17 protein-coding genes are annotated in these 24,330 nt (G+C 57.9%); 8 read left to right on the top strand and 9 right to left on the bottom strand.

Features of this window, described 5'->3' with window-relative positions; translation table 11 throughout:
- Window positions 1–103: 103 nt before the first annotated feature.
- The 6 genes from EL217_RS10305 to EL217_RS10330 form a co-directional block, all read right to left on the bottom strand.
- Window positions 104–3,610, bottom strand: coding sequence for a DUF6923 family protein (locus EL217_RS10305; protein ID WP_126319918.1), 3,507 nt, complete (start codon window positions 3,608–3,610; stop codon window positions 104–106).
- Window positions 3,610–4,419, bottom strand: a complete 810-nt coding sequence (locus EL217_RS10310) for a surface anchored protein (protein ID WP_126319919.1) — start codon at window positions 4,417–4,419, stop codon at window positions 3,610–3,612. Before EL217_RS10310 ends, EL217_RS10305 begins: the two co-directional genes overlap by 1 nt.
- A complete protein-coding gene (locus tag EL217_RS10315) occupies window positions 4,406–5,428 on the bottom strand; it encodes a class C sortase (RefSeq protein ID WP_420026252.1) in 1,023 nt (340 codons plus the stop codon). The genes EL217_RS10310 and EL217_RS10315 overlap by 14 nt, the downstream gene beginning before the upstream one ends.
- A 196-nt stretch (window positions 5,429–5,624) precedes the next feature.
- Window positions 5,625–7,100 (bottom strand): SpaH/EbpB family LPXTG-anchored major pilin, encoded by a 1,476-nt coding sequence (locus EL217_RS10320; protein WP_126319920.1) that lies wholly within the window; start codon window positions 7,098–7,100, stop codon window positions 5,625–5,627.
- A 393-nt stretch (window positions 7,101–7,493) separates the two neighbouring features.
- Window positions 7,494–9,182 carry a VanW family protein gene (locus EL217_RS10325; protein ID WP_126319921.1) on the bottom strand — a complete coding sequence of 563 codons (1,689 nt, stop codon included), beginning with the start codon at window positions 9,180–9,182 and terminating at the stop codon, window positions 7,494–7,496.
- A gap of 34 nt (window positions 9,183–9,216) precedes the next feature.
- Complete coding sequence (locus EL217_RS10330) at window positions 9,217–10,356, bottom strand: glycoside hydrolase family 3 N-terminal domain-containing protein (protein WP_126319922.1); 1,140 nt, start codon at window positions 10,354–10,356, stop codon at window positions 9,217–9,219.
- Between the two features lie 58 nt (window positions 10,357–10,414).
- On the opposite strand from EL217_RS10330, the gene EL217_RS10335 reads away from it, so the two are divergent.
- From EL217_RS10335 to EL217_RS10345, 3 genes are read left to right on the top strand one after another with little or no spacing between them, the layout of a single operon-like run.
- Window positions 10,415–10,921 carry a universal stress protein gene (locus EL217_RS10335; RefSeq protein WP_005285155.1) on the top strand — a complete coding sequence of 169 codons (507 nt, stop codon included), beginning with the start codon at window positions 10,415–10,417 and terminating at the stop codon, window positions 10,919–10,921.
- 22 nt (window positions 10,922–10,943) lie between these two features.
- Complete coding sequence (locus EL217_RS10340) at window positions 10,944–11,141, top strand: DUF2613 domain-containing protein (protein ID WP_126319923.1); 198 nt, start codon at window positions 10,944–10,946, stop codon at window positions 11,139–11,141.
- A gap of 14 nt (window positions 11,142–11,155) precedes the next feature.
- Complete coding sequence (locus tag EL217_RS10345; protein ID WP_126319924.1) at window positions 11,156–14,332, top strand: alpha-(1->3)-arabinofuranosyltransferase domain-containing protein; 3,177 nt, start codon at window positions 11,156–11,158, stop codon at window positions 14,330–14,332.
- Here the strand turns inward: EL217_RS10345 and EL217_RS10350 are convergent.
- Entirely contained in the window at window positions 14,226–15,371 is a 1,146-nt protein-coding gene (locus EL217_RS10350) for an acyltransferase family protein (RefSeq protein WP_126319925.1), read from the bottom strand. The two genes, EL217_RS10345 and EL217_RS10350, sit on opposite strands and share 107 nt — an antisense overlap.
- A 50-nt stretch (window positions 15,372–15,421) precedes the next feature.
- Between EL217_RS10350 and EL217_RS10355 the strand changes: the two genes are divergently transcribed.
- Together EL217_RS10355 and EL217_RS10360 are read left to right on the top strand one after the other, a co-directional pair.
- Window positions 15,422–16,615 carry a porin PorA family protein gene (locus EL217_RS10355; RefSeq protein WP_126319926.1) on the top strand — a complete coding sequence of 398 codons (1,194 nt, stop codon included), beginning with the start codon at window positions 15,422–15,424 and terminating at the stop codon, window positions 16,613–16,615.
- Window positions 16,596–18,077, top strand: a complete 1,482-nt coding sequence (locus tag EL217_RS10360; protein ID WP_126319927.1) for a hypothetical protein — start codon at window positions 16,596–16,598, stop codon at window positions 18,075–18,077. The genes EL217_RS10355 and EL217_RS10360 overlap by 20 nt, the downstream gene beginning before the upstream one ends.
- On the opposite strand, the gene EL217_RS10365 is transcribed toward EL217_RS10360, so the two are convergent.
- Window positions 17,971–19,080 (bottom strand): glycosyltransferase family 4 protein, encoded by a 1,110-nt coding sequence (locus tag EL217_RS10365; protein WP_126319928.1) that lies wholly within the window; start codon window positions 19,078–19,080, stop codon window positions 17,971–17,973. The two genes, EL217_RS10360 and EL217_RS10365, sit on opposite strands and share 107 nt — an antisense overlap.
- 24 nt (window positions 19,081–19,104) lie before the next feature.
- Here EL217_RS10365 and EL217_RS10370 point away from each other — a divergent pair, with 24 nt between their 5' ends.
- From EL217_RS10370 to EL217_RS10380, 3 genes are all read left to right on the top strand, one after another.
- The gene (locus tag EL217_RS10370) at window positions 19,105–19,851 is read left to right on the top strand and encodes a class I SAM-dependent methyltransferase (RefSeq protein WP_005279794.1); all 747 of its coding nucleotides are present in this window, start codon (window positions 19,105–19,107) and stop codon (window positions 19,849–19,851) included.
- Window positions 19,852–19,897: 46 nt separating this feature from the next.
- Window positions 19,898–20,599 (top strand): CPBP family intramembrane glutamic endopeptidase, encoded by a 702-nt coding sequence (locus tag EL217_RS10375; protein WP_232018302.1) that lies wholly within the window; start codon window positions 19,898–19,900, stop codon window positions 20,597–20,599.
- A 139-nt stretch (window positions 20,600–20,738) separates the two neighbouring features.
- Window positions 20,739–21,467 (top strand): hypothetical protein, encoded by a 729-nt coding sequence (locus EL217_RS10380; protein WP_232018304.1) that lies wholly within the window; start codon window positions 20,739–20,741, stop codon window positions 21,465–21,467.
- Window positions 21,468–22,478: 1,011 nt separating this feature from the next.
- On the opposite strand, the gene EL217_RS10385 is transcribed toward EL217_RS10380, so the two are convergent.
- Window positions 22,479–24,305, bottom strand: coding sequence for a phosphoenolpyruvate carboxykinase (GTP) (locus EL217_RS10385; RefSeq protein ID WP_126319930.1), 1,827 nt, complete (start codon window positions 24,303–24,305; stop codon window positions 22,479–22,481).
- Window positions 24,306–24,330: the final 25 nt, after the last annotated feature.

Consider the following 24,330-nt stretch of genomic DNA (forward strand, 5'->3'; position numbering starts at 1 on the left):
CCGATTCAGAAAGACCAGATACACCACGTCCACGGACGTGGCCAGAATCCTAAGCAGGAGTCCTAGACTGTCTACCAGACTGAACTCCCGCTTCGAACTGCAATTATGCTTTTCTGCGCCGTAACACAACACAGCCGAGGAGGATAATTGTAGCGCCCGCTATGACCCAAGGAATTACGCCGGCTCCGCCTGTCTTAGGCAACTCCCCTTTGCTGACATCCGCTATCTGAATAATGCCGACCTTCTTGTCGCAATTCGTATTGCTGGATTTGTCGCACTCATTGCCGGCTGCCGTCAATGCGCCGTCCGAAAGAATCTTGACGACCGCAGCGCCATCACCATTCCATGCCGTAGAGAACTTGACCGGCTTGGGCAGCAGGTTATAGCCCTGCGGCGCCTTTGTCTCAATGAGGTAGTAGACGCCCGGGGCGTCCAAACCCTTTAATTGCACACGGCCACGATCGGCGGTTGTTGACTGTTCTACCAACGGATTGGTGTCAGTATTAACACTACCGTCAGGCTTTAACTGCAACTTCCCGTCAGTGTCACCACGATGAACCGCGAACTCAGCGCCCTCCAGCAAACCATCTTTTTTAATCTTGTCTGGCGACTCTGGATCGTAGCTAACTTTTTCAAGGAAGACATTCATTTTTTGGTTCTTTAACGGGATGCAGGCAGTGTCCTTCCAGCCACCCATTTCTACTTCATTCATGAGGCCGAATTGTGGCTCATGGAGGCCGTCTTTAATATAGCACCGGCCATTTCCAGCGGGTTGAGGGCTCTGACCGGCCGGAACTGAAGAATTATCCAATTTCGTCGCATCTAACTTGAAGTGCACGGTGACTTCGTAAACATGCTGACCAGTGCTTCCTTCCACCCCTTTTGGCTTAATAACCTTTGGTTCAGTATTAGCGTTAAGCTCATAGGGGCCCGAACCTGAAAACTTCTTTGGGTCACTGGACTTGTCAAACTCGTCTTTGAAAATGACAGTCGCATCAATTACGGAAGCGGCGCCAACAAATTTCGGCGCATCTATCAGCTTGCCGTAGATAACGTCGTTACTGTCGAACCCTGGCGCATCCGGCGCAGAAACTACGACATTGTACTTCGCAGTGTATTCGTCCTTTGCATTCTCAACAGGCTGTGGTTCGCTATCAACAGCGACTTTCGTGAAGCACGCTTCCGTTGCCACGTTATCGGCATCAGCCGGGTTTGCCTCGGCATCTGTAGGCTGTAACCCAACTCTGTTGGGCTTACATACTGCTTTAAGGTTGCCAAACTTATCCGTACGCACTGGAGAAGACACGACGTACTCAACCTTTGCACGACCGGGGATAGTCCCCACGTATCCATGCATGTAGTTTACTTCACGTTCGGTCGCGGACGGTACGTTCATTCCGGCGTAGATGCCTTTGCCCGAACCTACCTGGTCAGGACCTGGTAAACGCCCATTGATCTTTGTCGAGCCATCTCCAAACCCCTCAAACCGTGCGCTCGGCCCTTTGGCATTAACACCATAGTGAGTATCTGTGGGTAAATACTCAAAGAAAGAGCCACCAGAGCTCGGATTATCAGTGGTATTTTCGAGCGTTATTGTCCAATACGTACGAACCTCATTACCTACTGTCTTGGTCTCAGACCGCAGCTTTTTCACAGCAAGATTCGACTGCAATTCGGGTGGTGGGGGGACGAGGTCGGAGGCTGCGTCAGTGTTATACGAAGATGGCAGGTTATTCATAACATTGACCAACTCAAACTTTGGTTTGTTTGAAGCCGCATCCGTAATTTTCAATTCAAACCCTAGCTGGTTCGCGTTGGAACTACCGGTGCCGAAGCCAAGGTTCCCATTAGAGTAGGTCCACGCCTTACCCCATGAAGCGGACGGATTGGAGATTCCTCGTCCATCTAAGGTTTTAATATTGGTCAAATCCCAGGTCTTAATTTCCCCAGTCGCTGTATTGATGCGTTCAGCAATGAGTTTATCCCCTGCCTTGGCTTTACTTTGAAAGCCCCACATATACCGCTGATCGCTTGGAAGAACCGCCCAATCCTCCGAGTAGGATAGCGTTTCATCCTTGAACACTGGTTTGACACTCACTTTATCCGTGTCAACTTTATATAAACGGCGAGTACCAGAAGTCGAGGTGTTGGCTATGAAAAATCCTTCGTTCGTATAAACACCCGCATTAATAACATCTTTATCTCCGTCAGACGCAAACGGAGATCCCGAGCCTCCGTCTTTCAGCAGGGGACCCAGGTTATATACATCACCAGTCCGGGGATCTATTTGAAGAAGGTTTCCCCCCGGATAGCAAGGATCACCACCGCGATCCTGACTGATGGCATAAAGCCAATTATCCTCCGTGTTGAAGGCTAAAGCGTTGTAGATCCAAGGAGTCCTACCAACTTCCTGGTAGTCACGCCCCTGATCGACTTGACGGCTTAGAATCGAAGCGTCGCGGCTCGGCGTACTTGTCACCACGTATATGGGACTCCCGTGCTCAAATTCTTCCTTAGTCAGACTACGCGGCCATTGCTTGGACTTGACCTCCGCGTCTGGACTGCATTTTGGCGCAGGCACGCTAAAAGTTGCGGAGAATACAGTCGGTCGGCCTCGACGAACTCCTGTGAATTGAATTTCAGCATTTCCTCCGATGGTTATTGTTGCTGGGAGGGTGACCCGATATTTCTTATCATTAATCTTCTCATAGGTCGCAGGGGCTTCAGACCAACCACCATTTTTTCCTGTGTAAGAGATTTTTTGGTCATTCGGGTGGCTGTTCTGAAAGATTGGATTGTTGACTTCAAGGAGTACTTCTGTTCCCTTGGGTAAAGTAATTGCACCGTTCGCTAGTTCTTTTTGAGGAATCTGGAAAACGGGAACAAGAAAACTTTGATGGCCTGCGTTTTTTTCATAGGCTTGAGGTTTGATTGTAAAGGTACGTTTTTCCGAAGCACCGGAATTCGCTGCATATGGTGCAACAGAACGAGGCATGATCTGAGGCGCAGATTCTGTTTCACCTGTTTCCTCAGGAACTGTGTGGGAATCCTCTGTCGCATCTTCACGGGGCGCAGCCTCGGCCTCGGGAGCATTTTCTGCAATCGTGCCATTGGCGGTGACGGAGATTCCGTTTAGCGTTGATTCCCCCTCAATCGGTGGGGTTTCCAGGGAATAGGTTGTCCCGGCAGATACCCGAGTATCAAGCTGGGCAATGCGAATAGTAATTAGACCACTTGAGATATGCGTCGATAGGTTCTGCCCTTCACGGACAGGTACATCTTTACCATCGATCTTTAAGGTGTAGTCTCCATTCCCTAATTCGTAATTTCCGGAATTAATCGCACTAAATTCAAGTTCATTAACGGTTCCATCGTCCGTAAAGTGCCCTTCGAATACCGCGGTATTGTTGTCCGCGATGTTTAGGGGCTCGGGAGAGTCTAAAGCAGTGCCGAGTTGGCTGGTCTGCGCCGCGGCGACTGGACTTGCGATGGTGGGTAATGCTGCTAGGGCAATGAGGCTGAAAATGAGGGTCAACGTCGCAATAAGTGGTGCTACACCTCGATACCTCCGCCAACCTGACTGGGCTGCGTAAAGCTTGCTCCAAGACATTAACGTCCCTCACTTTCTGAGTTTTTTCTCCGGCTAATAACGATGATGACGATGCCACCGACAATAAGAATCGCGGCGACGATAACCAGACCAATGACCTGCGCACCGGTCATTGCCAATGATTCCTTAGGGTTTTTCGACTTGGATGAGGCATCCGGGGTAGTTGTCGAGTCAGTTACCTGGCTTTGGGGCGTAGATTCCTGCGAGGGATCTGGATTCTTTGATACAGAAGGCTGCGGGGGTTCTGGCGGTAACGGTGGTGGTGATGTGGTAGCTGGGTTGTGAGTCTTAGCCACAATCACCCCAGGGACAGGATTCGGGTTCTCTGACACTGTGTGGAATGGGACAGCGACTACAAAGTCGTTGATTTCCCGGTAAGAATCATTAGGTGCAGTAGAACTTACTAGGTAAAAGCCGTGAGCTAGGTTCGTAAAAGTCGCCTCGCCTTTGTAGTCCGTGTCTTGGGTCAAGCGTATGTCTTTTTCCCACCCGCGAACTTCGTTCAAATCTTTTTCTTCAAGCAAACGCTTATGGGCTGGATTTGTCGGCGCCAATCCGGCCAGTCGATGCAGGTGAATACTTACTCCCTGTATTTCACCCGCTGGCGCTGCACCATCACGATCTGGGTTGCCCTGGGTTAACCGAATAATTAGCTCATCCGTGGCTACGCTCTGTTCCACACCGGTCGCCTCAGCCAGTCCAGCAACTTGTAATGCTTCGGACGTGCCTAAACCTAGGCCCATGCAGGAAACAATGCACGCTACACCTGTAGCAACAACCTTGGCAGCCCTTGCTTTAAACCCCGTCATCGTCTCGCTCCCACGAGTTATTCTGCTCATTAGAATACTTTTCTGCGTCACCGCTTGTTTGCGTCAGCGGGTTTCTACTGTTCTTGTTCTTCAGGCTTTTCTGTCGGTGTTTCCCTGAGGTACTGAGACGGTTTTTATGCTGCCGGCGCAACCACCAGGTAAACCAGCAACCAACAATCACTACTGCTGTCAGTAGCGCATACATCCACCACTGCCAGCCTGGACCGTGAGAGTTGTCAAAAACTTCCTCATCACCGGATTCGATTGGTACTTGGTGTCCGCGCACTAGCAAACGGTGAGTATTAATTCCGTAGGGCGTACAGGTAATAAGAGTCACGTAGTCTTGCCCATCTACTGGCCGCAGGCGTTCTACTTCATGCGGTAATACAACGGAGATTTCGTCTACCACATATTTCAATTTGTGGCCTGCAACCTGAAAGTAAAACTCATCACCCTCACTTGCTGATTTCAAGTGGTCAAACATCGTAGAGTTTGACAGCCCGGTATGGCCAGTAATGATCGAATGGGTCCCTTGACCGCCAACTGGCAAATCGGAACCATAAAGATGCCCTAATCCACGCTGCAAGGTCTCGTCTGAGGTGCCATGGTATATCGGCAGATCCACGTCGATCGCAGGAAAGATTAAGCGAGCCATTGCATCGGTCTCACCCAATTGCTTCAAGTAGTCCTCGTACTCAGGGCTATCTACCCCAATGCGGTCGAGCCACGGGTCAAAAATCGGACCCATAGTACGCTCACGGTTGTACTTATGAGCACTATCCCAAATCGAATCCTGTAGCTGTTGTGGCGCAGCTTCATCTAAGCGGGCATACTCCTGAGCGGCCCGTGAGGTATTCCAGTTATTCCATGCCGTCGATACCACTGGGTAGAGCATTACCAACAGACCAATGACTACTACTATCACTGGCAGCACTACGCTGCTGCGCAACCGATTCTTACTTGGCTGGTCAGCGTTTCTCTCTACCACCGAGACACCTGACTGATCCACGGAACAACTCTCCACAATCAACACCCATTACCGCGATCAGCACACTAACTGTGTATGCTCCATCGTGGTTTAAGGCTATATAGCCTTAAACCACGTCACAGGAGCAGATCTTAGGTAGGCCAAACCACTACAAACATCGTTTTGAGTATGAATCGTGGCTGCGCCCGCCCAGCCACGATTCCCCAGTTACTCAGAACTAGTTCTTGGCGCTCCGTCGTGCGAACCAAACACCAGCAGCAACGATAGCTGCACCAATCGCAGCCAAAATGCCTACACCAGCACCACCAGTCATAGGCAGATTCGGGGTGTCGCGCTTGATGTTATTAATTTCGGAAACCAGAGTGATTGCGTCGTCGCCATTAGCGTCACTTATTTGCGCAATGTTTTCTCGCTTGAAATCAATTTCGGTCACGGGAGTCTCTGGCAACGCGTAACCGGCTGGCGCCTTCGTCTCTTTCAAGCAGAACTTTTTAGTATCAGTAACTTCTTTATTATCTGCAAAGTCGGTTGCATGCAAGCCATCGATGGTAACAGTGCCGTCTTCACCTGTCGTCCACTTGTCTGCGCCCTTGACAGTTAGCTTGTCACCTAAAGCCTGAGCTGAGGTGCACTGATAAAGCTCAAATTCGGCCCCTTGCAGTACCTTACCAGCTTCCTCACCGTCCTTTTTCACAACCTTAAGTTTGCCATGATAGGTAACTACCTCATTGGTTGTGTTTTCAACGTCATTCCCCGTATTAGGGTTATTAAAAATAACCTGTCCCTGGTTTTTCAGCTCGGTGGTAGCACCAACCTCTTTACGTTTAACGCCAAAGGTCAACGACATTTTGGCTCCAGAGTTAACCTTTGCCAACCCCGCGTCAGTCAGACTTACTGTCAGGGTATTATCGTTATCGGCCGAAGGCTGAGTCACAGCGTAATCGCCTGCACCCAAAGCTGTTTCTCCAGCCTTAACCTCAGTGACCTCTTGGAATTCCAACCGTGGATCCAACGTATCGGTGAATACAAATTTCTTTAGCTTGCTCTCGCCCCTCCAAGTTGGTGCATCCGCATTAATGGTGTAGGTGTACTCATCCTGGATGTTTTTATCTGCGTCTTTCACCGTTTTCTCGGTTTTAGTCTCAGTGTTCTTCGGATACGCAACGACATCATAGTTCCACGCATCCGAAGCCTCATTGACCATCGGTACCGATACAATAAATGGAGCGCCAGCCACAATCCCGTTCGGTGCCTTAGTTTCCTCTACCAGGTACAAGCCTAGATCCAAGCCCGTAAATGCAACTGTTCCGCCATCCCCGGTCGTCGACTCCTGGGTAGCGTTAGTCTTTTTACCTTCAGGAATGGCAGCAACAGTTTGTGGGAAGTCCGCCCAGTTATCGGTTTGCAAGTTGTAATCCAACTTGGTGATCTTGTACGTCACGCCTGGCAGCGCTTCACCAGGAACACCCTCCATCGTCTGACCGGTAGCAGCATTACCAGACTCCGCACCCTTTTTCTTGTGCAGGGTGATAGATCCCTGCTTGGTGAAATCGATATTGGCCTTGTTTACAGGGCCCGCCTGCGCCACCGCTTCAGTATCTTGCGCCAACGCCCCAGGGGCGGATACCCCCAATGACAAACCAATAATTGCCGCACACGACACTGAACGAACGACACGAGAAGTTACAGCCATAGCAATGTTCCTTTGCTTTTAAGTTGTGGAGCATTTCGCCCACCCAAAATTGCCGACTCACTCTGAAAAAGCTCGCACCCCGTCATCACCTCGATGAATCTTAAATAGCACTGAAACATCGATTCTGAGGTAATTGCTCAGCCCGCACAATCGCCCATTAAGGAGAACTATTTTCCTTAAATTGAGTCATTTTAGCGACTAACAATTGTTAGGTTCAGGGTTTGCTGTGAATCGCTGAAAATTACCTTACTCCCCACTTAATACTAGCTGCAACTTATATGGGCGTAATACAGAGCTGCGCGCTAGCCGCAGGTTCTACGCCAAGCGACGGTTGGGTGATTACGGGGTAATGCACTACGCCCTCAAAGGGGGCGCGTAGCGCACAGTAGGCCTTTAACCGCAACGCACGATGGGCTGTGGATCGTAAACCGTGGTCTTGGTCTCGCGGGAAAGCTCCTTGCCGCTGAGATCCTTGATGATGCGGGTATCGGACGTCGTAAAGCCCGGGGAGCCGGACGATGGCGAGCAGTCGCTGCCCGGCACGGACATCGGCTGTGGCTCGGTCTTGGCCCAGCGGCCGTTATTGATGGATTCCACCTCTACCGTCTTGGTGCCCTTCAGGCGGACGGTGATATTGCCGCCGCCAAAGCTGGTCTCTATCTGCACTGGGGTATTGAAGGTATTGGTGAATTGCAAGTCAATCGCGCCCTCGTACACGGTGGCCTCGCGGCCGGCCGGGTAGCGGGAAATGTAATACGAGTGCGGGGTGTGCGCGGTATCTTGCATGCCGGCGAAGTACGCGGCGTTATACAGGGTGGTGGCGAATTGGGAGATGCCACCGCCCACGGCGGAACCGGAGTGTCCGTTGATGATGATGCCGGATTCCACATAACCCTGCGCGGTGCCGCGGGGGCCGGTGTAACCGTTGAGGGAGAAAGTCTCACCGGGGTTGACAACGGCGCCGTTAACCTCTTGGGCAACGAGCTGGATATTGCGCCCAGAGGCGGAGGAAAAGCCGCCGGTGGTGAACTCACCCACGGTATCGTTAAACGTCGCGTTTTCGGCGTCCTCGGTGGTGAACTCGGCTGGGTCAGGCTTGTAGATAGCGTCCCATTCGCGGTCATCGCCAGTCACGCGCTTATCAAAGCCCTCCATGGTGGGCTTCCAGTCAATAATCTCGCCGTCCTGGGAGGGGGTGACCTGCCTGGAGCCACCGGCGAATTTCACCTTGGCGTTCACGCCAGGCACGTCGGCGCCATCGGCGCGCTCTTGCAGCAATTGCTGCGCGCGGTTGCTATCCACCACCAGGTGCAGCTGGCCGTCCTTTTTCTCAATGCTGGTGAACTGGGAGATCTCCGGCTTATTCAGCGTGGCGGTGACGTTATTTTTCGCCTTCAAGGTCAACGGATTATCCAGGGCCTTGGCGGCATCGCCGGTGCGCATCTTTTCAATGGCCGCCTCATTAATGGCCGGCTCGATTTCTTCCGGTTCCACCTGCACGCCGTCTTTGTCCAACCAATTCGCTGCCACCGCATCGTGCAATTCGGTGCCGTCTACGGTCTGGCCCAACGTGGGATCGGTGACCTTGAGCTCGCCATTATTAAGCTCCAGCATGCCATCGACGGGATCGGTAGAAAGCTCGTCTTTGACGCGGTCAAGGGTGGGCTGCAGCTTGCTATCGTCCACATCGGTTTCTACCGGGATATCTTCGGTGGAGCGAAAGAAGCTGGCCAGGCGGGTAATTGGGTTGAGGGAAGGTTCCTCGATGCCATCGACGGCGGCCTGATTATCCAGGGCCAGGCCGGATTCGGCAGGGGTAAATTCAGACTGCAGATCGCCTGCGGTCACGGTCACGGGCTGGGTCTCAACACCCTTGAGCTCGTCCTCGAGCTTGGCCACGGCGGCGGTGCGCTCCATGGCGGAAATATCCACGCCGCCCACGGAGACACTGCGCGGGATCTTGTCCTGGTTTGCTATGACATCCCAGGCATAAGCGATGCCCGTAATGAGGACGAAGCCAACGATCACGCCAAGCGTGATGAGCCAGCCCTTTGCACCGTTTTTTCCTTCTGCCTTCTTCACGCCTTAAAGGTTAACGGGTAAAGGGGCGTTTTTCCTAGTCGCTGTCCCCATCGCGTACGTGGCGGGCAGCATCGCCGAGGCGCTCAGGGGCCAACCTGCCCTCATCCACAGCGCCCACGACGGCATCGATCACCGCATTGATATCTTCCTCGGTGGACCACAGGGGCATGTCGGCACCGGCGGCGAGGGAGGTAATGACGGCATCGGCAAGCGGCAGCGAATCCGAAATGGCCGCCATGCCGCCAATGTCATCGGTATAGATGGTGCCGTCATACTGCAAGGCCTCGCGGGCAAGGCCGTAAGCCTCCGGCAGGATGGAGGCAGGAGTCTGGCCATCGCCCAGGCCCGGCACCGCGAGGTGGCCCATCATCAGCGCCGCATTCGGTGCTGCGGGAATGGCATTCCGGAAGGGAATGAATTCATGGTTCTCAAGCTCTTCGAGCGGCGGGGTAATGGCCTCTGCCAGGTGGGTATCGCCCGAGGCGCGACCGTGGCCCGGGAAGTGCTTGAATACGGCCTTGACCCCGGCGGCATCCAGCCCGCGGGCAAAGGCAGCCCCGTAATCGCCTGCTTGGGCGGGGTCGGTGGAAAAGGCGCGGTCGCCCACGACTTCGAGGCCATCACCATCGACATCGAGCACCGGCGCGAAGTCCACGTTGATGCCGTAGTCCATGAGCCGCTTGCCGATGTCCCCCGCCAGCTGTTCCACCTGCTCCGGCGAGTTTTCCGCCGCCATCTGCTGCGCGGAGGGGTATTGGCCCAAGATTTCAGAAAAACGCTGCACGCGCCCGCCCTCAAAGTCGATAGCGACCTCAAAATCGCGGCCTAGTTCCGCGCGCAGGGCATTAATATTGCGGCCCTCTTCTTCCAGCAAACCGGGATCCGCCCAGCTGGGGATGAAGATGCCTCCCACGCCGGCCTCCAGCTTGGCCTTGGCATCCTCGTAGCTTGTTGCCGGCGGCATGAGCACCGAGGCGGCGGTGGCGCGAATATCCTCGGGCGCAGGTGCTGGTGCCGGGGCTGGGGCGGCCTCGGTGGCGGGCGCGGAGGTACCGGGTGACGAGGACGCGGGAGCCGCGGATTCGCGCGCCTTGTCCTCGTCCGAGGCGGAATTAGAGCAGGCGCTGAGCACCGCCACGAGGCCCAAACTGACAATGATGCGGGAATATGTCATGCCTTCCAGTGTGCAGGATTCCTCGCGAACTGTCCTAGGCGGTGGGTAGACTAGTGACATGAGTAACGGCAAAACAATGTTAATTGCCTATGATGGCACCGAACGCGCCGACCGCGCCTTGGAGTACGCCGCCCAACTTTTACGCCCCTCCACGGTGGAAATCCTCACCGCATGGGAGCCGGTGGCCCGCCAAACCGCGCGCGCCGTCAGCCGCACGGGTATGCATCAATCCACCGTGTCCCCCGATAGCGTGGAAGACGATCCGGCTTACGAAGAGGCGCTGAAGATCTGCCGCCAGGGCACCCAATTGGCCGAGAACCTTGGCCTGGCCGGCCGCGCGCACCTCGTGGAATCCGCCACCACCATCTCTTCGGCCATCGTGGATGCCGCACACGAGCTCGACGTGGATGTCATCGTGACCGGCACCCGCGCGCTCACCGGCTTCCGCGCCTGGTGGACCAACTCCACGGCGGACCAGATCGTGCGCAATGCGGGCCTACCCGTCTTTATCGTCCCGCAAGAAAACGACGAAGACGCGGAAGAGGACGATCCGGAATACTTCTAAGTAGCTGCTAGTATCTTTAGCCATGGCTCTGGAATCCGATTCTTTAAACAAGCGCACCCTCGGCCCCGCCGTGGGTAGCGCTGTTGTGGGCATCGCCCTGGGCATTATCACCATCATCGGCATCGCCCAGTTCTCCGGCAGCGATACCGTGCCGGAAGGCGATGCGGTCTCCCCCGATGATGCGGTGCTGGGCGGGCCTGAATACGGTTCCCGTACTTAGATGGGCGCACCGGCGTGCATGACCGGACCGATCAGCTCCCCCGCGGCCCACATAGCGGTTCCTATGTACACCGCTACCGCGCACTAGCCCGCGCCCTGCGCCACCGCTGTGCGCGCCTTGCCCGGCCCTACCCGCTCGGCATTATTGCCTTGGCGCTCATCCTCGCGGTGCAGCCGTGGGGGCTGACCGCCGCCGATACCAAACACGATCTGGTCGCCAACCCGCGGCACTTCCTGCGCGGCGCGCTTGATGCCTATACCGATATCTTTACCCTGGGCCAACTGCAGAACCAGGCCTATGGCTACCTCTTCCCGCAGGGCCCCTTTTTTATTTTAACCGAGCCTCTGCCGGATTGGATAGCCCAACGCCTGTGGTGGCTGCTGGTCTTAAGCGTGGGCTTTATTGGCTTTTACAAGCTGGCCACCCGGATAGGCCTGCGCGGCCGGTGGGTCTGGGTGGCGGCGATGCTCTATGCCCTGTCCCCGCGCTCGCTGTCCACGCTGACGGCCATTTCTTCTGAAACCTGGCCGGTCATGCTCGCCCCGTGGGTCATCCTGCCCTTCCTGCGGGAAAAACTCACCTGGCGCGATGCTGCCGCCGCCACGATTCCCGTGGCGCTGATGGGCGCGGTCAACGCCACCGCCACGCTCGCGGCGTGCACCCCGGCGCTTGTCATCGTGGCCTACCGCCGCGCCTTCAAGCCCGGCGCGGCCTGGCTGCTTGGCTGCCTGTGCGTATCCGCGTGGTGGATTGGCCCGCTTTTAATCTTGGGCCGCTACGCCCCACCGTTTACGGAATTTATCGAATCCTCCCGCGTGACCACCCGGTGGCTGAACCTGCCAGAGATCCTGCGCGGGACAACGAGCTGGTCACCCTTTGCTGATGCCGAGCGCATCGCTGGCAACGAGCTCGCGACCTCTGCTTTCTTTGTCCTTATCACCATGGCCGTGGCCGCGATAGGAATATATGGCCTGTGCCGGTTGCCCCGCGTGTGGTCCATCATGCTGATCACCGGCGTAGCGATATTGGGCTGCCAGGCGGCGTGGTACCTCGACGCGCTCGATGGGGTGCTCGCCCCCCTGCGCAACCTGCACAAATTCGATCCGCTGGTGCGCATCCCGTTGCTGTTGGGCTTTGCCCGCGCCTGTCAACGCCTGCCGCTGCCCACGGGGCTTCGCCCCACCAAGAAGCAGACGGTAGGCGCGCTGGTACTGCTCGTGTGCATCAGCGCGCTCTCCCCGGCGTGGTCGCAGCGGCTGCTGCCCTTAGGCGCCTACGACGAGGTGCCGGGCTATTGGCATGAAGCCACGGATTACATCAACGAGCATGCGGAAAATACCCGCACCCTGATTTACCCCGAGGCCTCCTTCGCCCGCCAAGAGTGGGGTTGGACCCGCGATGAGCCGGCGCAGCCGCTTCTTGATGTCCCCTGGGCCGTCCGCGATGCCATTCCCCTCGTGCCGCCGGAGGCCATCCGTGGCCTGGACGGCGTGATGGCAGCGCTAGACGAGGACCCGGCCAGCGGCGTGCGCGCTCTGCAGCGCCTGGGCATCGGCGCGGTGATGGTACGCCACGATCTCTTCGCCGCCGATAATGACACCTTGAGCAGTAAATTTGGCGGTGACGTGCATACTTTTGGCGAGGTCGATGTGATTATGCTCGAGCAGCATTCCATGGCTTTGACCTCAGCCGATCCCGTCCGCGTGGCCGGTGGCGGCGAGGCACTCGCTTTCCTCGATGCCCATAATGGCCCTGCCGCCCGCGAGCTGGTGGATAGGGACGCCGATATCGTCACCGATACTCCCACGCTGGTGGATCGCAACTACGGCACGCTCCACGGCGCCGCCTCGGCACCGCTGGCCGCAGACGATCCCAGCCACGTGTATAACCGCCTGCGCGATTATCCCTCCGCCGGCCCACTGACCACGGTGGAGACCCACGGCGGCGATGTCGAGGTCTCTTCTTCTGCCGCCGATGCCACCGCCTTCGGTGGAGCCCAGCCGGAAAAGTCCGCCACCGCCGCCGTCGATGGGGAACATTCCACCGCCTGGTGGCCCGCACCCGGCGATGATGAGGGCTGGATCGAGCTGCGCGGTGACTTTAACCAACCGCGCCTAAAACTCATGGCCACCAGCTCCACAACGGTTACGGTGCGCTCGGGCGGCGCTGCAGTAGAAGTGGATCTGCAGCCCTTCCGCTCCAAGACGGTGCGCGTGCCCGGCGGGGATTCCCAGGCCATCCGCGTGGAATTATCCCACCGCACCGGCATCGCGGAACTGGAGGTAGAAGGCCACCCCATCGAGCGCGTGGTGACCGTACCGGATACCTCGCCGAATGTGCACCAATTCTTCTTCCAGCAGATGGTGCACGATACCGGTGTGCTCATTCGCGATGTCACCGTGCCGCGCCGCATGGAGGTCACCGTGGATTCCACCAAGCCGGTGCTCATCGATTCCCACCGGTACTCCCCCGGCAGCACCCTGAGCCTCGAGCCCGGCGTCCACCGCGTGCGCACCACCGGCGCGTGGGTGTCCATGACGGAGAAGGGCTGGACCCCGCCGAGCGATTATCGCCTCACCGATTTTTCTATCGCTGCTGCAGAGGATGAGCGTCTGCTCATTACCGGCCGCGCCTTTAATAAGGGCCTGCGCGGGTTTATAGGCGATACCGAGCTCGCCCCGTACGAGATCGATGCCGCCACCCAGGCGTTTATCGTCCCCGCGGGTACTCATGGGGAATTCCGCATGACCTTTAAGGCGCAGCCTGCCTACCGCGCCGCCCTGCTCTTTGGGGGCGCGCTCGGCCTGGCCACGCTGGGGTTCTGCCTGCTTTTCGCCGCGCGCCGCGGCCCGCAGCCCACCTGGAACCCACATCCTGGCGGCATGGCCTCTGCAGTGTACTCGCTGGTCTGCCTCGCACTGGTGGGATGGCCAGCGGCGCTGGCTGGCGTGGCCGCCTGGATCATCGTGCGGTGGACCACCATCCCGCGGGCCTTTTTAGCCGGCGGGACGGTAGCAGCAGCCGGGGCCATCCTCGCCCGGGCCCCATGGACATCAGGGGCCTATGCCGGAGATTCCGTGCTGCTTATGTGCTTATGTGCCGCGGGGCTGGCCTGCCTTTTCGCCGCCGACGGCCCTGGCCCCGGCCCCGGACCCGGCCCATCAGAAGGTCGCGGCCCGGGCGCTCGATAAGCGTATAGCTCGCCGCAGAAACCACAATGGTGCCTATCACCGTGACGGCAAGGATGACCCAAAAATCCAGCGGTTTCCCGCTAAATAGCGCCACCCCGGTCAGCGGGAAGGCCACGGCGAGCACCGCCACATGCCACAAGAAAATGGAATAGGACCACGCGCCCAGCGCCTGCATCAGCGGCGAGGTAAGCCACGAGGTTCCACGTGGAACCAAGGCCACCGGCACCACCACGCACGCCGCGAATATCGCCCCGGCGATGATGCGGCGGGCAAATTCCGCCGGCTCCGGATGCACCAGCCCGGCCGGGCCAAACCAATCCCGGCTCGCCACCCACAGCACGAGCCCCGCCAGCACAACCCAGATCCAGCGCACTTGCAGGAGGCGCGCCGTGCGCTTGCCGATACCCCTTTCTTCCACCTCCGCCGCCAGCATGCCCACCGCGAACCAGGAGGCATAGGCTGGCGGCCAGATTTGCGAGTTGACCTGGTCCTCGGAGTAGTCCGCGACAAAGGGGATAAAGCCCCACCCCCAGCTCACCACCGCGGCGCCGGCGATAACGGCCATGCGCCAGCGCTGCGGCAGGCTGCCAATGGCCCAGACCAGAAGCGGTAGTACCAGGTAAAAGAAGAACTCCACGCACAGCGACCACAGGTGGGTAAGGCCCGGGGCAAGGCCATCGACCACATAGATCTGCGTGGAGGTCAGGTTGGCAAGGATCTGGGTGGGGGTGATGGAGTGGGCATCGGGAAGCAGCAGCAATACCGATACCACGCAGGCATAATAGGCCGGTGCCAAGCGCGCGATGCGGGAGTGGGCATAGCCGCGCACCGTGTGCAGCCCGCGCCGGCGCCACAGGAGGAAGGCGCTGAGGGCGAAGAAGACGGCGACGAAGAAATCGAAGCGCCCGGCAAATCCCCACCCAGTGCCGGTTTGGAAGGATACGTGGGTGACAATGATCCCTAATGCGGCAACCGCGCGTAGGCCGTCTAGCTCCGGCAGGTGCTGGGGTAGTCTTTTCACAGATGCCTGCGTGCGCACGCTTGCTCCTTTACCCCGGAAACCTGAAACTGATTGGATATAGTACTGCAATGAGCCGCTACCTTTGGCCACGCTCGCCACGGGCGTGGGTTGTCATTGCCGCAATCATTTTCCTCCTCATTGGTACCCTCGCGCCAACGCTCTACAATAATCGGACCCGCCCGCTGGGCTTGGATAAGGATTTTTCCACCTCAAGCGGGCCCACCGACGCGGTGTGGATGGACGTGCGCGCCCTCATGGCCGGCGAGGCCCCTTCTGATACCGCATCCAGCGATGACCCGCGCTGCGCCGACACATCCGCCCCGATGTGGTGCTACCAGCACCACGAGCCGCTCACCCTGGAGCGCACCATTGCCACCGGCGAGGTCGACGATGATGACACCATCGCCACCACCGATTCCGTCACCAGCCTGCTTGCTGGAAAAGACGGGGACTCCCAAGAGGAAATCGCCACCATTGATCAGCACTCCGTGCTCAACCGCGAATCCACGTTCCCGGTAGCCGATCCTGTCAATAAATGGGTCCTCGCCTTGCCCGAATTCAACGCTGATCTGACCCGGGAGGACTTCGAGCGAGACGGCCTGACCTATTTCTTCCCTTCCGGCACGGAGCAGCGCTCCTACGCATTTTTTGATGTCCTGGCCCAAGAATCCACGCCGATGGATTTTACCGGTGACTCAAAAGTAGATGGCATTCCCATCTACTCCTATCACCAGGATTTACAGCCGCTGCCGCTGAAAAACACCTTTAGCAATATCAGCGCGGGGCTAGATAGCACCACCAAAACGGATGAGCTGAAATCCGGCGATTTCCAGTTAAAAGGCCCCGCCAGCCGTTTTTATGACCGCCACTCGCGCGAGCTTTTAGATCTAGATGCCGATGCCACCGTCATTGTCGAGCCCTTTTATACCGTGGGCCGCGATATTTCGGTCGAGCCTACCACCGGCACCATCGTGGATGTCCGCGAAAACGTCAAAGTCTTTTTCGCTACCGATATCCAGCAGGCAGGCACCCTCATTGCAAAGGATGACACTGCAGATCGCTCCGTGTTGGCCGCGGATTTCCGGTGGTCTGAGGACACCCGCACGCAGCGCCTCGCTGAGGTCCGCCCGGTGATCTATACCATGCGGGGGCTTATGGCCGTCGGCTGGCTGGGCAAGGCCATTGGTGTTTCCCTGCTGATTTTTGCCGCCTACCAATACATGCGCCGCCACCGTGACGCCCATGATGCCCCGAACTCCTAGGCGCCTCCTCCTCGGCCTGTGGGGCATCGTTCTGGTGGCCGCGGTGTGTTGGCCATTCGCGCTGCCCGGTGAATTCCTCTGGCGGGATATGGTGCTTTTGCGCGATCCGGGGATCACCCCGTCCGCGCTGGGAGGGGGAAGCCTGCCTGCCCGCAATGCACCACAAGATGGGTTCTTGGCCATACTCGGCGGCGCGTGGGCCGCCCGGGTGCTTATCTTTAGCGCCGCTGGGGCCGCCGCGCTCACCGCCGCGCTGTGGTCTCGCACCACGGTATCGGCGCTGGCCGCGATGACCATCGCGGTGGCCAATCCCTTTGTCCTCGAACGCCTCTTACAGGGCCAGTGGTCACTGGCCATTGCCGCCTGGCTGCTCCCGGTCATTGCTTGGGCGGGGCGCCGCCACAGCTGGTTGGCGTGGCTGGCCATGTGGGGCGCGTCCCTCACCCCTACCGGTGGGCTATTCGCGGTGGTCACGGCCCTTTTTACCTGCCGGAAGCGGGTGGGCATGGCAGGTTTCCTCTTATGGCTTCCCTGGCTGGTTCCAGGCCTTTTCCAGCCCAGCGTGCCTGGTGATACCGCCGCGGCCGTTGCGGCGTTTTCCCCGCGCGCAGAAGAACACGTGGGCACGGTGGGTGCGCTATTGCGGCTCGGCGGAATCTGGAATGGCGAGGCCGCCCTTGGCCTGGCAGTGTTCGGCCTCTTCGTCGCAGTTCTCGCGCTGGCGGGTGCGCACCGCGTCCCGGCGCGCTTGACCGTCCTAGCCGCGCTGGGCATAGGTGGGGCGCTGGCATGTTGGCTACTGCCCGGCATGCTGGAATGGGCCATCGATAACGTTCCAGGGGCGGGACTCTTGCGCGATAGCCACAAACTCACGATGCTCGCGCTGCCGCTATACGTTGCCTCCATCGGTGCACTGCCGCAGATTCCAGCCGCACTGGCGCTGGTAGCCGCCACGATTCAGGTCCTTCCCGCCCCGTCCCGCCTTGCCGTGCTTTCTCCCCGCGATACCGGGGTGGATGAGCAGTTGGTGCGCGATATCGACGGACGCCTGGCGTTCTTTCCGGAGCGGCCCAATTTGGTGGAGGTTCCCCCACCTGATGGCCGCGCGCATGGAGAAGCCACCCCGGGAGTCGCGGTCGATCCCTATTCCAAGGCCGTGCCGATGGTGGAATCCGGCGAGCTCAGCGTGGACGGTGACGTCATCGATCAAGCCTCGCCGCAGTACCGCGCGGCGCTGCGCGCCTGGCAGGACCGCGATATGGCGGGCCTTGCGGATCTTGGGGTGGGCGTCGTTGTGATAGATGGCGCCATCGCCGCAGAGACCACCGCCCCGCGCCCCGAACTACCGTGGGCGCTTACCGCCCTGTGGATTGCTTACCCGCTACTAAGTTTTCTAGCAATTGCGCAAAGGCAGCGCCGGTCTTCTCCCACGAAAAGCGCGCGGCAAACTCCCGGGCATTAGACCCTAAGCGCCGGCGCAACTCCGCGTTCTCTAATAACTCTTGGGTGGCCGCCACGAAGTCGCCCTCTTCTTCTACAAGGATTCCGGTCTCGCCATCGATTACGCTATCACGCAGGCCAAATGCATAACCCACTGTGGGAACCCCATGTTGGGCGGCCTCCATAACGGCAAGGCCCCATCCCTCTTTGCGGGAGGGCATGAGGTGGGCATCGGCACGCGCGAGCAAGGCGTGCTTATAGTCTTCCGTAACCTGGCCGCGAAAGCGCACGCGATCGGTCACGCCGAGCTTTTCGGCATAATCGCGCAAGTTCGACTCCCACCAGCCCGAGCCAATCACATCCAAAACCGCCCCCGGTGTGCGCGCCACCGTATCCATGGCGTGCTCGATCTGCTTGTGCGGGACTAGCCGCGAGAGGGTCACTAAGTGTTTATCCGCCTCGCGTTCGAGGGAAGGCACGTGCGCCGGAATGGGGTCTAAGCCATTGGCGATGATCCGCGCGCCGTCAATGCCGAGCGCGTCCAAATCCTCGCGCGAGGCCTGCGAGACCGTGACGTAGGTCGAATCCCGATATACCCGCGGTGCCACGCGCGATTCCAAAAACCAGCCCAGCCGCCCGAGCACCGGACCGGCCACGGGCCATTGCTCGTGGTGGCAATGGTGCGTAAGTAGCACCGTCGGCGCGCCGGAAATCAGGCGCGCGAAGAAGGGAATGCCGTTTTGGGTATCGATGACCGCGTCGATGCCGCGCAGATCCCCCAGGCCCATTCTCCCGGTCGCGATGGCCGCCCACGCGCGCGGATACACGCCAAACTTGGCACCGCCGCGGCTATAGCGCACGCCACCCCGGACCTCCCGGCGCGCCGCATTCATGTGCTTAGAGGTGCGAAAGACCACCTCGTGGCCCTGCGCCGCTAGGTACTCCCCCACGCGTTCGAGGTAACGCTCGGAGCCACCGCCCTGCGGGTGGGTGGAATCGCGCCAGCATAGTAAAAGAATTTTCATCGTGGGGTATTAGCCTAGTGGTTTATGAAACACACCCGCGACATGGCCACGCTCTCCCGCTCCTGGGCGCTGCTGCGCTCGTTCCGCTTCGAGCAAACCCGCCCCGATATTTTCTACGGCGGCCTGGCAGAAGATACGGCCACGCTGGTAGAAAACTTGGGCCGCGATTTGGGCGTGCCGCTTGCCGATGCCCTCGTGCTCGACGTAGGCGGCGGCCCCGGCTATTTTGCCGCCGCCTTCGCGGACCGCGGTGCGTCCTACGTTGGCCTTGAGCCCGATGCGGGGGAAATGTCCGCTGCCAATATCCGCCTCAGCAATTCCGTGCGCGGCGATGGCACGCGCCTGCCCTTCGCGGACAATTCCTTCGACGTGGTCTATTCCTCTAATGTCGCCGAACACATCCCCCGCCCGTGGGATATGGGCAAAGAAATGCTGCGCGTTACCCGCCCCGGCGGCCTGTGCATCATGAGCTATACCGTCTGGCTGGGCCCCTTCGGCGGCCACGAAACCGGGTTATGGGAGCACTACATAGGCGGCGCCTTCGCCCGCGACCGCTATACCCGCCGCCACGGGCACCCGCCCAAGAATGTCTTTGGCACCTCGCTATTTAATGTCCCCTGCTCCACCGGCCTTACCTGGGCCGAGTCCACCGGCGCGCTAAAGCTCGCCTTTCCGCGCTACCACCCCAGCTGGGCGTGGTGGCTGACCAAGGTTCCTGGTCTGCGCGAATTCGCCGTGTCCAACCTGACGCTGGTACTGCAGCCCGACTAAGCCACGCCACAGCTCGCGCCGAGGTTGACCTGCTATGCTGCCCAGCATGCCGGACCAACTACAGCGCTCACAGCTCTCTCCCGCCGTTCGCGCAGCTCACCTGGGGTGGGCCGTAGCCAGCGTCGTCGCCACATTTGCCGGTGCGGCACTCATTGGCATCGCCTGTGGCCTCATTACAAAGAGCGGTTCCTGGGTCGCCTTTGGCATCGCCATCGGCGGCGCCTTCTTCGGCTTGGGAACAGTCTGGTACGGATTTTCCCGCCGCTTGGGCTGGTCGTGGCGCGATGCCGGGTTTGTGAAATCCGAGCATTCCTTATGGCACCTGCTGTGGTGGATTCCCCTCGCCATCCTGAGCTCTGGTGCGGCCACGGGCGCCGTCAATGCACTCCTGGGCAGCGAACCAGCCGGCAATAACCTTTCCGCCAGCCTAAAGATCAGCCCCGCCGCCACCATCATGGTGGTACTCAGCACCGCGCTTGTCATTCCCCTCGTAGAAGAGGTGGCCTTTCGCCGCGTCCTATTGGATTGGCTGCAAAATTCCATGCCCACCTGGGCAGCAGCGCTTATCACCACCGCCGTCTTCGCCCTGGCACACGGCATCCCCGCAGTAATGCTCTACATCGCATTCTTTGGCACCTTTTTGGTGCTCGCGCGCCTCTGGTTCAAGACACTTACCGCTCCCCTATGCATTCACATTGCAAATAACACGGTCGTGGCAATCACGGCCCTGGCGGGACTATCGGGCTAAGCAGTCCCTGCGCAGCAGGAGAAAAACGCTAGTTCAGTAGCCGAGGTGGAAACTACGTCCAGAATGCTTCAATGTACCCAGAAGTACGGAAAGGTTTCTACAGTATTTTATGGACACAACTTCTGGCACCATGGAGAGAGTGAAGAGCTCTAACCGCAAGAAGATCATTGAAAATTTGGGCAAACCCCGCATTGAGCCGTATCTAGAGGCTGCAAATGGAAATGAGAAGCATGCACTTGCTCTTTATCGTTGGGGCGTTGAGATGACTGCCTCCGTTCAAGAAACACTGGGTATTACCGAGGTTTTTCTTCGTAATTCCATTGATACACAATTGCAAAAGTGGAACAGCGAACAACTTGGACAACGCAGTACCAGTTGGCTCCTCGAGGCCCCAGCAAGGCCTTTACGTAGCCTAACGCAAGGCAAGAGGTTAGAAGCTAAAAGGCGGGCTCAGAAGTCAGCAGATCGTCGCCCTGCTAGTCATTTTCGGCATGGGCAGGCGATTACACACGATGATGTGCTTGCTCACACGATGTTCGGGATGTGGAAAGATATCCTCCCTAATCATGCACCTGGCGCAGATCCGGAAAAGACCGAAAATAAAAACCGCTTCACCTTATGGGAAGGGGCAGTAAAGGACGCTTTTCCTTTCGCAGATGATTTAAGTGGCGAAAAGACTTACTGGAGAGTTGCCCACCTGCACGATCTTCGGAATCGCGTCTCACACATGGACAGTCTGTTAAACGTAGATATTTTGGACGTTACCAAGGATGCCTTTACCCTAGCAGAAAGTATTAATTCTGCATTAGCCAGTTGGTTGACCAGTACTAGCACTGTTAGTGCAGTACACAAGAAACGACCGATATAAGAAAAGGCCAACAGGCGCTTTTCGTCCTGTTGACCTTTTCAACTCATGACAAGGGAACCTGTCCTTGCCTTCTCTGATCCTTAGCATACATGATTTGCATACCTGTGCCAAACCGACCATCGAAGTTGGTGAAACTCTAAACTATTCGGGGTAGTTTCGCTGAAATGCTAGCTAATTTGACCCCAGAACACTTTACTCCGCCGGGAGCACTTCAGGATCTGCAGCGAGACGACGAGTAATGGCTGCAGATTGAGAGGGCGTAGGGTATCTCGTAATTCGATATCTCGGGCTATAGCAAAAGCTATAGCTTTTGATTCTCATTCTCCTGGAGCTTTTTGTTCTTAGACTCCTGGTACCTTTTGGTTGCAAGATAAGTGCTGAAGGCGCCCATTAACGCGCACGCACCGGAGCTGATCAAAAGTCCCGTAGACGGATTAGATGTGGATATTGAGAAAATAAAAACCCCAACTCCAATGGTCAACGCAAACAAAGCTGCAATTAGTATTGATGATTCGCGCATATTTCCTCACAATCTTGGGACAGTATCTGTTTGCCCGTGACTGAACTACCCCGGATTTTATCCCTAGACATTTGCCTTGATTCCCAATTTATCCTAGGGAACGTTTCGAGGCTTTCAAGATAAAAACTAGCATTTTCAATCCAAGATCGACCTCAGTACCGCTATTCCAGTGGTTTCATCGGGACCAGCCCTGGAAAGCAAATTCCTCTTGGGGTTTAAAAGTCGTAGTAGAATAATAAGGGCCCCAACGAGTGCCAGCTCATTGTGACCCTCGGGTCTAAACACCCACATGAAGAATCGCGCTAACGAACTTCACGGTAGCGGTCACAAAGTTGAGGACTCCGCTCATCAAGTTAAGGATTGCAGCTCCTTTGGTGGCGAGGTCTTTTCCGTTGTAACTGGGGTATCGGTTTAACCCCAACAAAGATCTAACCCCAGAGCTTTACGCTGCTGGGGTTAGCTTTATGCGGGGATTACCGCGGCTGAACGCGTTAGGAAGCGGCGTCCTCCACGCGCTTCTTCAGGGCGCGGAATTGGTTCCACACTTCCTCGGGCACACGGGAGCCCAGGAAGTTCAGGTACTCGGCGTTGTCTTGCATATCGCCTTCCCATTCCTTCGGGTCAACGGCAAGGGCGGCGCGAACGTCGTCGACATCGAAGTCAAGGCCTTCCAAGTCGATGTCCTCGGCGCGGGCGGTGCGTCCGACCACCGTGTCCTCGGCCTCTACGTTGCCTTCGATGCGGTCGATGATCCACTTGAGAACGCGGGAGTTCTCGCCAAAGCCCGGCCACAGGAAGCGGCCATCGTCGCCGCGGCGGAACCAGTTAACCAGGAAGACCTCTGGCATGCGGTCGCCGCCCTTTTTGCCCATGTCAATCCAGTGCTGCAGGTAGTCACCGGCGTTGTAGCCCATGAACGGCAGCATGGCCATCGGGTCGTGGCGTAGCGCGCCAACTTCGCCCTCTGCGGCTGCGGTCTGGCCGGAGGATAGCAGTGCACCGATCATAGTGCCGTGGTTCCAGTCGAAGGACTGGGTCACCAGCGGAACCGTGGTCTTGCGGCGGCCGCCGAAGAGGATGGCATCAATCTTGACGCCCTTCCAGTCGTCGTATTCCGGCGCGGCGGTTGGGCACTGGGAAATCGGCACGCAGTAGCGGGAGTTCGGGTGGGCGGCCTTGGTGGACGATGCCGGCGTCCAGTCCTCACCGGTCCAGGAGATGAGGTGTTCTGGTGCCTCGTCGGTCATGTCCTCCCACCAGACATCGCCGTCATCGGTAAGCGCAACGTTGGTGAACAAGGTATTGCCCGGCTTCATGGTATCCATGGCAATTGGGTTGGAATCGTAGTTGGTGCCAGGGGCAACGCCGAAGAAACCGTTTTCCGGGTTCACGGCGTAAAGGCCATCCTCGCGCAGGTGCAGCCAGGCGATGTCATCGCCCACGACCTCAGCCTTCCAGCCTGGAATGGTGGGGGTGATCATGGCCAGGTTGGTCTTACCGCACTGGGATGGGAATGCGGCGGCGACGTGGTAGTTCTTTCCTTCAGGGTTGGTCAGCTTCAGGATGAGCATGTGCTCAGCCATCCAGCCTTCTTCCTTGGCCATGACGGACGCGATGCGCAGCGCGTAACACTTCTTGGCCAGGATGGCGTTGCCGCCGTAGCCGGAACCGTAGGACCAAATCTCCTTGGTCTCTGGGAACTGGGTGATGTACTTATTGTCGTTGCACGGCCAAGCAACGTCCTCTTCGCCTGGCTGCAGCGGGGCACCGACGGAGTGGAGGGCGTGGACGAAATCGCCGTCCGTACCAATCTTGTCCAGTGCTTCTGCGCCCATGCGGGTCATGATGCGCATGGACAAGACCACATAAGCGGAATCGGTCAGCTGCACGCCGAGCTTGGGCTCTGGATCGCTGATCGGGCCCATGCAGAAAGGAACGACGTACATGGTCCGGCCCTTCATGGATCCACGGAAGGCCTCCGCCATTTCTTCCTTCATGGCCTTTGGCGGCGCCCAGTTATTGGTTGGGCCCGCATCTTCTTCCTTCGAGGTGCAGATGAAGGTGCGGGATTCCACGCGGGCAACGTCCGCAGGGTTGGACCGCGCCAAGTAGGAATTCGGGCGCTTTTCCTCATTGAGCTTGATGAGGGTGCCTTTTTCTACTAGCTCCGCGGCGAGGCGGTCAGCCTCTTCCTGCGAGCCATCCACAAAAGCCACCTCGTCCGGCTGGAAAAGCTCGACGCTTTCATTAATCCAGTCGATCAGTTTTTGATTGTCTGTAGGCAGCTCTCCAACGAGGCCCTGAATGGTGGCGGTCATTAAAAATTCTCCTCTGGATAGGATG

This window comes from Corynebacterium segmentosum (assembly GCF_900637825.1).
Lineage (GTDB): Bacteria > Actinomycetota > Actinomycetes > Mycobacteriales > Mycobacteriaceae > Corynebacterium > Corynebacterium accolens.